The sequence below is a fragment of the Defluviimonas aquaemixtae genome (assembly GCF_900302475.1).
Lineage (GTDB): Bacteria > Pseudomonadota > Alphaproteobacteria > Rhodobacterales > Rhodobacteraceae > Albidovulum > Albidovulum aquaemixtae.
On the sequence record NZ_OMOQ01000001.1, the window covers coordinates 1,332,847 to 1,345,145 of the forward strand.

Consider the following 12,299-nt stretch of genomic DNA (forward strand, 5'->3'; position numbering starts at 1 on the left):
TCGTTTAGTAGTTTCGCGCCCATTGGCCGATGCCGGATCGCGCAATGCGACAGCCACTTGATTTCGATCCGGTCGCCCTTCCGCAAGACGCCGCAAGCGGTTGGCCTTACACTTCGTCTCGTTACCCACCCGGACCCACCCGGTCCGGTAGCGGAAGCTTTGAGGAACAAGTCCCACCACGAAAAAGGCTCGCAGAAGATCTGTCGATAACCAATATCGGTCCTGTGTTATCTGATAACATCGGGCGGAGGGACTGCCCGCATCAGCGGAAGCGCGATCAGGCAAAAGATCAGTACTCCGGTCATCAGCGGCACGGGTGTCCCGTCGAAGGCGAGCCCGAACGGCACCGCGATTGGCACCGACAGGACCGTCGCAATCGCCGCCACGATCGACGCGGCGGTCCCAGCGATATGGCCCATCGGTTCGAGCGCGAGCGCATTAAGGTTGCCTAGCGTCAGCCCAGCCATCCCGAAGACGGTGATTGTCCAGAACAGATAGGCTGGAAAGGCCAGTGCGTCCGGCATCCAGCCAGTCCAGAATAAAAATACCATGACTGCCGAATTCACAACCTGCGCCGTGAAGGTTGCCGTCACCATGCCCCGCATGCCGATCCTGACGACGAGGCGTGCATTCAGAATGCTCGCGGTCCCGGCGAAAAGCGCGATAACGGCAAACCAGATCGGAAAGCTGTCCGCCTTGCCGAAGCTCTGGTCAAAGACCTGCTGTGTCGAAGAGAGCGTCGCGAAGAGACTCGCGAAAGAAAGCGCCTGAGCGAATGTCACGAGCATCACGACACGGTGGGTCAAGACCTCGCGCGCCGCGGAAAGAAGGCTTCGCGGATTGAGCGGGAGACGCGCCTCCGGGGCGAGCGTTTCGGCCTGGCGCATTACGAACCATGACATAGCGACCGCGGCAAACAGCACGAAGGCCACGAAGATCGCCCGCCAACCAAAGCCCGCGATGATGAACGAACCGATAAGAGGCGCGACCGCCGGGACGAGCGTGAAGATCATCATCACGAAGGAGATCAGCCGCGCCATCGCGCGACCGGTGTAAAGATCGCGGACGAGCGCCATGCCCGCGATGCGCGGCCCCGCCACGCCCAAGCCCTGAAGAAAGCGCGCGGCGAGCACCAGTTCGAGCGTCGGCGCGGCCCAAGCCAGCATCGCACCGAACGAATAGAGGATTGCGCCCGATACGATCACGATACGCCGCCCGTAGGCATCCGAAAGGGGGCCGGTGACGAAGGTGCCGACGCCCATGCCGAGCACGAAGCTCGTGATGATGAGCTGCGCGCGGTTTGGCGCGTCGGAAGTGAGTTCGGCCGCGATCTCGGGCATGGCGGGGAGCATCGCGTCAATCGAGAATGCCGTCATCGCGAACATCATCGCGAGAAGCGCGACGAATTCGGCCACGGGCAGGCGGCGTTCCTGCGGCAGATCGGTGAGCGTGGTCATCCTGCGGGGCGGTCCTCGGCGGTGGCGAGTTGCGCCGCGACGTCGTCGATGATCCGGACCCAGGTCTCGGTCGGTTGGGCGCCTTGTACGACATGCTGGTTGGCGATCACGAAGGTCGGAACGCCGGACACGCCCTTTTCGCGCGCGTGGGCATCCCGGGTGCGGATGTCGTCGGCGTCGCCGTCGCTGTCGAGAAGCCGACGGATCATTTCGCGGTCGAGACCAACTTCGCCTGCGATATCCGCCAATGTGTCGGCATCGCCGAGGTCGCGCCCGTCGCGCCAGAGCGCGCGGAAGAGGGCTGCAACCATCGCGGTCTGCCGCCCTTCGAGCCCGGCCCAGTGAATCATCCGGTGCGCGTCGAGCGTGTTGGGCTGGCACGTGATCCGGTCGAGGTTCAAATCGATGCCCGCGGCCTTTGCATGTTCGACGAGCGGCGCGTAGGCGCGCACCGCGCCCTCGCGGCCGCCGAACTTCGCCTCCATGTAGGCGCGCCGATCCATGCCGTCTTTCGGCATCTCGGGATTGAGCTGAAAGGGATGCCACTCGATCAGGAACGGATGGTCGGGCCGCGCTTCGAGCGCGCGGTCGAGATAGGCCTTCCCGACATAGCACCAGGGGCAAGCGACGTCCGAGATGATGTCGAGCCTGATCATTGGGTTTCCTTCCATTCTTCACGTAATGCGCGACGGTTGAGCTTGCCATTAGCGGTCACCGGCAACTCGTCGCGGCGGATGTACATTCGCGGCTGCTTGTAGCGCGCGAGACAGGCCGCGGCGTGGGCCTGAAGCGCCGCCTCGTTGGCACCCCCGGTGTAGAAGGCGGCGATGACGCTCGCATCGGCGCGGACCGGCAGTTCCACGGCGGCGCTCGCGCCGACTTCCGGATGAGCGTTCAGCGCGGCCTCGATCTCGGCGGGCGAGACGCGGAAGCCGCCGGCATTGATCATGTCGTCGGCGCGGCCGAGGCTGGCGATCGCACCACCCTCGGCCATGACGACCATGTCGCCGGTCTGGAACCATTCACCCTCGGGCGCGAGGATCGCGTCACCGTCCAGCCGGCCGAGGAAGAGGCCGGGATCGCTGCGGTGCACGGCAAGGATGCCGGGCGTGCCGCGCTGAACGGGCGCGCCGTCCGGTCCGAGAACGGCCACCCGGCGGCCCGGCTGCGGATAGCCGGTCGCGCCCTCAGGGGCGGGCCGGCCGGGCGAGGAGGAGAGGAAGGTCGAGCATTCCGACATGCCCATCGCCTCGTGCAGGTCGGTGCCCGTCGCGGCGCGCCAGGCTTCGCGGGTCGCGGGCGGCAGCTTTTCACCCGCCGACAGCCCATGACGCAGGCGCGGCAGGGCAATCTTCCTGCCATGTTTGAGGATTCTGCGGTAAATGCCTGGGACGGCAGCGAAAATCGTCGCATCGAAGCGCCGCGCCAGGAGTGGGAGCTGCTCGGGCGCGACACCGTCAGTGGCCACCAGCGCCGTGGCTCCGGCGGCCCAGGGATCGAAAAGGCCCGTGCCGAGCGTATAGGTCCAGTTCAGGGCGCCTGCATGCAGGAGCCGGTCCGTTCCCGCGATGCCCGTCCAGCCGGGGCCCATCATCCGTCGCGCCCAGACCGCGCGATGGGCATGGGCGACCGCGCGCGGCCGGCCGGACGTGCCGGAGGTAAAGACGACATAACCGAGACGGTCGGGATCGCCCATCGCCCAGTCGGCAGGTTGCAGCGCTTCGAACGCGCTCAGGTCGGCGGCGGAGAGCACCGGGCAGGGCGGCGTGTCGGGAAGCGCGACACCCTCGTCCGCGACAATGAGCCGGGGCTGGACGACGGTGCAAAGCCGGTTGACCTCGCCCGCAGTCAATCCGGCGGCGGTCGGTACGGGGACGAGCCCGGCCGCGACTGCGCCGAGAAAAGCCAGCGGAAAGACCACACCGTTGCCGAGCCGAAGCATCACCCGGTCGCCCGGAACGAGACCCCGCGACAAAAGCCCTGTCGCCACGCCGCGAACCGCGGCTTCGAGCCGCCCGTAACTCCAGCGTTCGGCGCCGGCGGGGCGCAGGATTTGAAGCGCCACGTGGTCGGGCCGTTCGACCGCCGCCGCAAGCACATGCGCCGCGAGGTTGAACGGCGCGGGGCAGGGCTCGACGGGCGCAGGCTCGGTCACGGACAGCATGACCCCTCGCTACGCCTCGCGCAGGGGCGTTGCAACCCGGCTTTGAAAGGCGCTATTGCACAGGCATGCCTCGCGGAAGGAACAGATGAGCGACATCGACCCCATCGGCATCATTCGCATCGCGCGCGAGGACGGCGCCTCGGTCCACGAGGCCGAGCCGCTCAACCTCGGCGAACGGGTGCGTGAGCTCAGGAAGGCGCGGGGCTGGACGCTCGAACAGGCGGCGGGGCAGGCGGGGCTCGCCCGGTCGACGCTATCGAAGATCGAGAACGGCCAGATGTCGCCCACCTACGAGGCGCTGAAGAAGCTCGCCGAGGGGCTGGCGATCACCGTGCCGCAGCTATTTACGCCGCCGTCCAGGGCGCAGATCTCGGGCCGCATGGCGGTGACCAAGGCGAGCGAGGGCCAGGCGGTCGCGACCGCAACCTACGAGCACCGGCTGTTGGCCGGAGCGCTGCGCGCCAAGCAGATGCTGCCCTATTCGACGCGCGTCCGCGCCCGCGATATGGCGGAGTTCGACGGCTGGGTGCGCCATGACGGCGAGGAATTCCTCTACGTACTGACTGGCGTCGTGCGGCTTTACACCGAGTTCTACGAGCCGGTCGATCTGAGGCGTGGCGACAGCACCTATTACGACGCGACGATGGGCCACAACGTCATTTCGCTCAGCGCCGAGGACGCGACGATCCTGTGGGTGACGAGCCTGACATAGCAGCCGAAGACGGCCTGCCGTCCCAGGTGCTGCCGGAGGGTTCGTCGATGGTTCGGACCGATGGCGACCCACGGGGAACGAGGGTCAAGACGAGGATGGGGTGGGGTCAGTCCCTCAGACGACGCCCCTCGGCGTCGAAAGCGAAGGCGTGGGCGTCCGCGTAGTCGAGCCCGATGGCCTGTCCGACACGATGCTCGTGCTGGCCAAAGAGGCGAACGGTGATCGTGTCGCCGGTTTCTGTCGCGACGAGAAGATTGGTATCGCCGCCAAGGCGTTCTACGTGGCTGACATCGCCCTTCAGCGCGCCATCCGGCGCAACGCGCAGATGTTCGGGGCGGATGCCGAGAGTGGCGCCCCTGGCGCCGAGAGGGCCCGCGGGAAGGAAATTCATCGAGGGCGCGCCGAGGAAACCCGCGACGAACTGGTTGTCGGGATCGTTGTAGAGTTCCATTGGCGTGCCCACCTGCTCGATCCGTCCGTCGCGCAGGACGACGATGCGGTCGGCGAGCGTCATCGCCTCGGTCTGGTCGTGCGTGACGTAGACCATGCTGGCGCCGAGTTCGCGGTGAAGTCGGGCGATCTCGACCCGCGTCGCCATGCGAAGGGCGGCGTCGAGGTTCGAGAGCGGCTCGTCGAACAGGAAAAGCTCGGGCTTTCTGACGATGGCGCGGCCGATCGCGACGCGCTGGCGCTGGCCGCCGCTGAGCTCGGCGGGGCGGCGTTTGAGGTAGTCCTCGAGCGACAGCATCTTCGCCGCCATCTCGATGCGCTCGGCGATCACCGGCTTTGCCTCGCCGGCCTGCCTGAGCCCCAGCGCCATGTTCCCCTGGACGTCGAGATGGGGGTAGAGCGCGTAGGACTGGAAGACCATCGCGATGCCGCGCTTGGCGGGCGGAGTCGTCGTCACGTCCCTGCCGCCGATGCGGATCGTGCCCGTCGTCGCATCCTCTAGCCCCGCGATCACGCGGAGCAGTGTGGACTTGCCGCAGCCGGAGGGACCGACGAAGACGATGAACTCACCTTCTGTGACGTCGAGGTTGATGTCCTTCAATACACGAACAGGGCCGAAGGATTTTGTTATGTTTTCAAGAGATAGGGCGGTCATGTTCAGATCCTAAAGGTCGATGGCGCGGCCGCTGCGGATGCTCTCGTCGGCAGCAATGCAGATGGCGAGCGACGACACCGCATCGGCCATGTGACGGGTGAGGTCGATGTCTTCGGTAATCGTCCGAAGCAGGTAGCCCTGCTCAGCGTCGCAAAGTTCCTGATGGCCGGGCTCGCCGGGGAAGTCGACGTCTTCGTCCGTGCCGCCGGTGCGGTGAATGCGCAGGCTTCCGACCTTGGTATGGCCCTCGACGCTGTCCGACTCCGGATGCATGCCGGAGAGGATCGACACCGCGCCGTTGGGCGAGATCACGTCCTTCACGAAATACGCGACCTCTGACATCATCGGGCCCCAGCCGGCCTCGTACCAGCCCACCGATCCATCTTCAAAAACGACCTGGAACTGACCGTAATTGTACATGTTTTCGGCGATCTCATCGGACAGGCGCAGGCCCATCCCGTGGACGCGGACGGGTTTCGCATCGGTGATCTGGCACATCACGTCGACATAGTGCACGCCGCAATCGACGATCGGGGGCGTGGTCTGCATGAGCGCCTTGTGCACCTCCCACGTGGCGCCGGTCGATTGCTGGTTGAGGTTCAGCCGGAAGACGTAAGGTCCGCCGAGCGCGCGCGCCTCGGCGATGAGCCGCTGCCACGCGGGATGGTGACGCAGGATGTAGCCGACGACAAGCTTGCGGCCCAGCCGCCGCGCCGTCTCGACCACCCGGCGCGCGTCGGCGACGGTCGTGGCCAGCGGCTTTTCGACGAAGACATGGCAACCCCGCTCCATCGCGGCACAGGCGTAATCGGCGTGACTGTCGGAATAGGTGGCGATGACAGCGACTTCGGGCTTCGTGTCAAGTCCCTCCGCGAAAGTTCTGAAAACTGGATAGGATTTCAACTCAGAGGGCAGGGAAACGTCGGACCGGTTCACGAGGCCCACGATTTCCGCCCCGGGATGCTTGTGGTGCGCCATTGCATGGCTTCGCCCCATATTGCCGAGACCGGCGACGAGCACCCTCATTTGACGGCTCCCGACGTGATGCCGCGGATCAGTTGCCGCGAGAAGATGACGTAGAGGACGAGCACCGGCAGGATCGCGAGCGACAGGGCCGAGAGAACCGCGTTCCAGTCGGTCACGAACTGGCCGATGAAGACCTGGCTGCCAAGCGTCAGCGTCTTGGTGCTCTCCCCCGGCGCGAGGATCAGCGGGAACCACAGGTCGTTCCAGATCGGGATCATGTTGAAAACCGCGACCGTCGCCATTGCCGGGCGCACGAGCGGCAGGACGAGCTTGAAGAAGATCGCGTATTCGCTCATCCCGTCGATCCGGCCGGCATTCTTCAGGTCGTCCGAAACCTGGCGCATGAACTCGCTGAGAATGAAAACCGCGAGCGGCAGGCCCTGCGCGGTATAGACAAGAATGAGCGCCATCAGCGTATTGACGAGCCCGGTCTGCACCATCAGCTCGAGGATCGCGACCGTGCCGATGCGGATCGGGATCATGATCCCGAGCGCGAGATAAAGCCCCATCAGCGTATTGCCCGGGAACCGGTACTCCGAAAGTGCGAAGGCCGCCATCGCCCCGAAAAGGAGGATGAAGAAAAGCGAGGCGACGGTGACGACGAAGGAATTCTGGAAGTAGAGGAAGAAATCCCCCTGCTTCATCACCGTCTGGTAGCCGATCAGCGAAAAGCTCTCGGGCGAGGGCAGCGCCAGGGGCTCGCGGAAGATCGCCTTTCTTGTCTTGAACGAGTTGATAAGGATCACCACGACCGGGAAGAGCGCGATGATCGTGTAGGCGATCAGCGCCGCATGGGCGGCGAAGCTGTTCAGCGGGTTGGTGCGGGCCTTGCTCATGGTCTCCCCCTCAGAACTGGTAGCGCCGCATGCGCGTCTGGATCAGGAACAGGTAGATGCAGACCCCGGTCAGGATGATCGCGAACATCGCGGTGGCGATGGCCGATCCCATATGCGGGTCACCAAGCTGGAGCTGAAAGCCAAAGAACGTCCGGTAGAGAAAAGTGCCAAGGATGTCGGTCGAGAAATCCGGGCCCGCCAGCGCGCCTTGCGCCGCATATATTAGGTCGAACGCGTTGAAATTGCCGACGAAAGTCAGGATCGATATGATCCCGATCGAGGGCAGGATCAGGGGCAGCTTGATCTTCCAGAAGGCGGACATGCCGGTGATGCCTTCTATCTCGCCGGCCTCGAGGATTTCCTCTGGGATCGACAGGAGCGCTGCGTAGATCAGCATCATCGGGATGCCCACGAACTGCCAGACCGAGACGAGCGCGAGCGTCGTCAGGGCATATTCCTCGCGGCCGAGCCAGGGCGCGAACAGCGCCTTCAGCCCCACCGCGTCCAGCATCGAGGGCGCGATTCCCCAGATCGGGGAGAGGATCAGTTTCCAGGCGAAGCCCACGATCACGAAGCTGAGGATCGTCGGGATGAAGATCGCCGATCGGTAGAGCGCGGCGAAGCGCAGGCGCGGATGCGAGAGGATCGCCGCCAGCGCGATGCCGATCGGGTTCTGAACCAGCATATGCACGACGAAGAACCAGGTGTTGTTGCCGAGCGCGTTCCAGAAGCTTTCCGACCAGCGCGGGTCGCCGAAGAGCGTCCGGAAGTTCATCAGGCCCGCAAAGACCCGGCCTTCCTCTCCCGATGTGTAAAGTGCGAGCCGCAAGGTGTTGAAAAGTGGCCAGATCATCACCGCAGTGTAGACGAGCACCGCAGGCGCGAGGAACACGGCGATATGCAGACGGGGCTTCGATGCCATGAAAGCCTCCTCATGCCTTCTTCTGTTCAGATCTACTCTCGGGGGGGTCCGGGGGGCGGAAAGCCCCCCGGCGGGTCGCCGGCGTCAGCGCGCGAAACCCTATTGTTGCGGTTCGTACCAGGAAGCGAGGCCTTCCTGCAGCCTGGTCGCCGCATCGCCCGGCGTCTCGGCCCCGCGAATGACGTTGGCCGAGGCGTTCCAGGTCTCGTTCTCGAGGTTTGGCGTGCCGCGCGACAGGATCTGGTAGGTCGAGCGGATCGTCGATTGGCACTTGCCGCGCCAGGAAACGAACTCCTGGGCAAGCGGGTCCGCCATCTCGACTGCCGCCGAGTTCAGCGAGAAGAAGCCGGGCAGGGCATTGGCGTAGAGCGAGGCGAATTCGGCCGAGCCCACCCATTCGAGGAAGGTCCTTGCGGCCTCGGCATTCGGGCTCGCGGCGTTCAGCCCGATCGCGATATCGGTGTGGTCCGAGATGTAGCACTCGTCACCCGCGGCCGCGACCGGGGGCGGGAAGGCCCCCATCTCGAAATCGGCCTGCGCGTTGAAGCCCGTGATCTCCCACGACCCTGCCGGGTAGATGGCGGCGCGGCCGAGGGTGAACAGGTTCTGGCTGTCGGGATAGGTCTGCGCCTCGTAGCCGTCTCCGAGATACTCGCCCCAGCGCGCGAGCTGGGCGTAGGGTGCTACCCAAGGCTCGTCGGTCAGTTTCTGCTCGCCCTTGATCAGCGCGAGCCGCCCCTCCTCGCCCTTCCAGTAGTTCGGGCCGATGTTCTGGTAGCCCATCGTGGCGGCCTCCCACTGGTCGTTGGTGCCCATCGCCATCGGGATGTAGGTGCCGTCCTCCCTGATCTTGTCGAGCACGGCAAAGAACTCCTCTTCCGTCGCCGGAACCTCGAGCCCCAGTTCGGCGAAGGCGTCCTTGTTGTAGATGAAGCCGTGGATGACCGAAGCCATCGGCACGCAGAAGGTTGCGCTGCCATCATCCGTCTGCCACGCCGATTTCGCGACGTCGGAGAAATTCGCCATGGCGGAGAGGTCGGAGAGGTCAGCAAGCTTGCCGCCATCATACAGCGCGAGCGAGGCGTCGAAGGGGCGGCAGGTGATGAGATCGCCCGCCGAACCGGCATCGAGCTTGGAATTCAGCGCGGCGTTGTATTCGGCCGGCGCCGATGGCGTGAATTCGACCTTGATGCCGGGATTGGCCGCCTCGAAGGCCGGGATGATCGAATCCTGCCAGATCGTCAGGTCGTCATTGCGCCAGCTTTCGATCGTCAGCGTCACGTCCTGTGCATTCGCCGCGAGGGCCGATCCGAGAACCGTCGTGGCCATCAGAAGGCCGGTCAGTCGTGTCGTCGTCATCACTCACTCCCTTGGTTGGTCTTGCCTTTCCGGCCCTCCCGGCCGGTCGTCCCGATTCGTTCGAGCGCGGCGCGCAGATTGCCGCCCGTGGCCGACAGCGCTTCCTCGGCCTCCTCCGGCATCGCGCCCGTGGCGATGAGCACGGCGCCCTTGACCGCGCCACCCGCAGCGGCGAGTGCATCGGCGGCGCGGGCGGCATCGACGCCTGCGATGGTCTCCACCATGCCGCGCGCGCGGTCGCGCAGCTTGGCATTGTCCGCCACCAGCCCGACCATCATACCGTCATGGACTTGGCCGAGACGGATTCCCATCAGCGTCGACATCATGTTGAGCGCCGCCTTCTGCGCCGTGCCAGCCCCCATGCGGGTGGATCCCGCGACGATCTCGGGCGGCGTCGGCAGGCAGATGGCGACATCGGCAATCTCGAAGATCGGAGCGCCGGAGTTGTTGGCGACAGCAATGACCGAGGCGCCCTTGGCCCGCGCCGCCCGCGCCACCGCGACGGGGTAGGGCGTCTGGCCCGAAGCGGTGACCGCGATCACGGCATCGCCCGCTTCAATCCGGGCGGCATCCCGGGCGCCCGCCGCCGCATCATCCTCGGTCGCGCCGGGCATGCGTGCATCCGTGGGCAGTCCGCCCGCCATCAGAAGAAGAATGCGCACGGGGTCGATGCCGAACGTTGCTGGCAGTTCCAGCCCGTCGGCATTTGCCATCAGCGCCGAGGACCCGGCCCCGGCATAGACGAGCCGGCCCCCGCCTCGGATCGCGTCGACCATGATCTCGCTCGCCTGCGCGAGTGTGGGCAGGGCGCTCTTCACGCTGGCCAAAGCTTCTGTCTGAACGTCGAGCATCCGGCGCAGGGCCTCTTCGGCGGGCAGCGCGTCGAGCCCGTTGGCCAAAGTATGCAGTTGCTCCGTCACGGATTGCGGCATCGAATCCCCCTGATCGCAACAAGAATACCTATCTAATACCTTTTGTCCAGAAGAAGTTTATGCGGTGCAATAATTGGAGCGAATATTCAAAATTGGTAGCAGTGCAGCATCAAATCGGGCTTCCCTTCCCGCAATAGGTATTATATAGGTATCTTATGTCACACGCAGAGCCCATTCTTATCGGCGTCGATGGCGGCGGCACGTCCTGTCGCGCGGCGCTCGCCATGTCGGGCCGGCGTATCGATCTCAAGGGCGGGCCCACCAACGTTTCGGATTTCAATGGCGCGATCGATCGTCTGCGGACGCTTCTCGACCGCCTGATCGGCATGGCAGAGGTCGCCGAACCCGACCGGGTAGCAATCCGCATCCACCTTGGTCTTGCCGGTGTGATGGACGACGGAATCGCCACGCGGGTGGCCGCCGCCTTGCCGTTCGAGCGGGTGTGCGTGACCGATGATCAGCCCACGACCATCGCGGGCGCGCTCGGCCCCGAGGATGGTGCAGTCGCCGCGATTGGGACGGGCTCGTTCGTCGGACGCCAGTTCGGTGGTCAAATACGCACGATTGGCGGCTGGGGCTTCCTGCTTGGCGACGAGGCATCGGGCGCCTGGCTCGGCCGAAGAATTCTCGGTGAGACGCTTCATGTGTTGGACGGCTTGGCCGAGCCAAGCGCCTTGACGCAGGAGATCGCCGGCGAACTCGGCCAGGGTGCCGGCGTGGTGGCCTTCGCGCTCTCCGCCAGTCCGGCCGAGTTCGGCGCGCTTGCACCCCGCGTTCTCGCTGCGGCGGAGAGTGGCGATCCCGCCGCGCGGCGCCTGATGGGCGAGGGCGCGGACTATGTCCGACGGGCGCTTCGGGCGCTCGGCCATGAAGCGGGCGCAACCCTCTGCCTCACGGGTGGTCTCGGCCCGGTCTATGCGGCCTATCTGCCGGAGGCGCTGTCACAAGACGTGGTTGAACCGCGCGGCACGGCGCTCGACGGCGCGCTGGTGCTTGCCGCACGAATGGCGGCGGGGGAGGGCGCGATATGAGGATCGCGGATTATCTCACGCCCGACCGCTGGCTGGATCCCGACGGCGGACCGCTCTACGTGCAGCTGCGAAAGCGCATCGAGGCGGGGATCGCGGATGGCCGCCTCGCCCCCGAAACGCCGCTGCCGCCGGAACGCGAGATCGCCGCGATCACCGATCTGTCGCGCGTGACCGTGCGCAAGGCAATCGCAGAACTTGTCGAGCGCGGGCTGATCGTCCAGCGTCAGGGCTCTGGCTCGTTCGTTGCATCCCGGCACGCGCGGGTCGAACAGTCGCTGTCGCGGCTCACATCCTTTTCGGAGGACATGGCGCGGCGCGGCTTCAAGTCCGAGATGGACTGGCTCGAGCGTGGCATCTTCCTGCCGTCGCCCGAGGAGGTTCTCGCGCTCGGCCTCGGCGCGGGCGACGAGGTGGCTCGGCTCGCGCGGCTCAGGCGCGCCGACGGGCGGCCGATGGCGATCGAGCGCGCCTCGCTGCCGACGGATATCTTGCCCAACCCGCTTGCTGTCAGCCGTTCGCTTTATGAAGTTCTGGGCGAGGCAGGGCGACGTCCGGTGCGCGCGGTGCAGAAGATCTCGGCGATCAATCTTGGCGAGGCGGATTCGGCGCTTCTGGGCGTGACGCCCATGGCCGCGGGGCTCAGGATAGAGCGGACCTCCTATCTGCCGGAGGGCCGAGTAGTGGAGTTCACGCGGTCGCTTTACCGGGGCGACGCCTACGATTTCGTCGCCGAACTGCGTATGACGGAGAATTGA

12 protein-coding genes are annotated in these 12,299 nt (G+C 65.5%); 3 read left to right on the forward strand and 9 right to left on the reverse strand.

Going from position 1 to position 12,299, the window contains the following annotated elements:
- Positions 1–227: 227 nt before the first annotated feature.
- The 3 genes from DEA8626_RS06560 to DEA8626_RS06570 are packed head-to-tail and all read right to left on the reverse strand — an operon-like array spanning position 228 to position 3,621.
- A complete protein-coding gene (locus DEA8626_RS06560) occupies positions 228–1,457 on the reverse strand; it encodes a multidrug effflux MFS transporter (RefSeq protein ID WP_108852208.1) in 1,230 nt (409 codons plus the stop codon).
- Positions 1,454–2,113 carry a DsbA family oxidoreductase gene (locus DEA8626_RS06565; protein WP_108852209.1) on the reverse strand — a complete coding sequence of 220 codons (660 nt, stop codon included), beginning with the start codon at positions 2,111–2,113 and terminating at the stop codon, positions 1,454–1,456. The genes DEA8626_RS06560 and DEA8626_RS06565 overlap by 4 nt, the downstream gene beginning before the upstream one ends.
- Positions 2,110–3,621, reverse strand: coding sequence for a class I adenylate-forming enzyme family protein (locus DEA8626_RS06570; protein ID WP_108852210.1), 1,512 nt, complete (start codon positions 3,619–3,621; stop codon positions 2,110–2,112). Before DEA8626_RS06570 ends, DEA8626_RS06565 begins: the two co-directional genes overlap by 4 nt.
- Before the next feature lie 85 nt (positions 3,622–3,706).
- Between DEA8626_RS06570 and DEA8626_RS06575 the strand changes: the two genes are divergently transcribed.
- A complete protein-coding gene (locus DEA8626_RS06575) occupies positions 3,707–4,333 on the forward strand; it encodes a helix-turn-helix domain-containing protein (protein ID WP_108852211.1) in 627 nt (208 codons plus the stop codon).
- A 106-nt stretch (positions 4,334–4,439) separates the two neighbouring features.
- Here the strand turns inward: DEA8626_RS06575 and DEA8626_RS06580 are convergent, their stop codons facing one another.
- The 6 genes from DEA8626_RS06580 to DEA8626_RS06605 all read right to left on the reverse strand — a co-directional run bounded on the left by DEA8626_RS06580 (position 4,440) and on the right by DEA8626_RS06605 (position 10,513).
- Complete coding sequence (locus DEA8626_RS06580; protein WP_108852212.1) at positions 4,440–5,438, reverse strand: ABC transporter ATP-binding protein; 999 nt, start codon at positions 5,436–5,438, stop codon at positions 4,440–4,442.
- Positions 5,439–5,447: 9 nt separating this feature from the next.
- On the reverse strand, positions 5,448–6,464 hold the full coding sequence (locus DEA8626_RS06585) for a Gfo/Idh/MocA family protein (RefSeq protein WP_108852213.1): 1,017 nt from the start codon (positions 6,462–6,464) through the stop codon (positions 5,448–5,450).
- Positions 6,461–7,300 carry a carbohydrate ABC transporter permease gene (locus DEA8626_RS06590; RefSeq protein WP_108852214.1) on the reverse strand — a complete coding sequence of 280 codons (840 nt, stop codon included), beginning with the start codon at positions 7,298–7,300 and terminating at the stop codon, positions 6,461–6,463. The genes DEA8626_RS06585 and DEA8626_RS06590 overlap by 4 nt, the downstream gene beginning before the upstream one ends.
- Positions 7,301–7,310: 10 nt before the next feature.
- The gene (locus tag DEA8626_RS06595; RefSeq protein WP_108852215.1) at positions 7,311–8,222 is read right to left on the reverse strand and encodes a carbohydrate ABC transporter permease; all 912 of its coding nucleotides are present in this window, start codon (positions 8,220–8,222) and stop codon (positions 7,311–7,313) included.
- Positions 8,223–8,321: 99 nt separating this feature from the next.
- Positions 8,322–9,581, reverse strand: coding sequence for an ABC transporter substrate-binding protein (locus DEA8626_RS06600; protein WP_108852216.1), 1,260 nt, complete (start codon positions 9,579–9,581; stop codon positions 8,322–8,324).
- Positions 9,581–10,513, reverse strand: a complete 933-nt coding sequence (locus DEA8626_RS06605; RefSeq protein WP_108852217.1) for an N-acetylmuramic acid 6-phosphate etherase — start codon at positions 10,511–10,513, stop codon at positions 9,581–9,583. Before DEA8626_RS06605 ends, DEA8626_RS06600 begins: the two co-directional genes overlap by 1 nt.
- A 155-nt stretch (positions 10,514–10,668) precedes the next feature.
- Here DEA8626_RS06605 and DEA8626_RS06610 point away from each other — a divergent pair, with 155 nt between their 5' ends.
- The gene (locus DEA8626_RS06610; protein ID WP_108852218.1) at positions 10,669–11,544 is read left to right on the forward strand and encodes a glucosamine kinase nucleotide-binding domain-containing protein; all 876 of its coding nucleotides are present in this window, start codon (positions 10,669–10,671) and stop codon (positions 11,542–11,544) included.
- Positions 11,541–12,299: a GntR family transcriptional regulator gene (locus DEA8626_RS06615; RefSeq protein ID WP_108852219.1), complete on the forward strand. Its 759-nt coding sequence runs from the start codon at positions 11,541–11,543 to the stop codon at positions 12,297–12,299. Before DEA8626_RS06610 ends, DEA8626_RS06615 begins: the two co-directional genes overlap by 4 nt.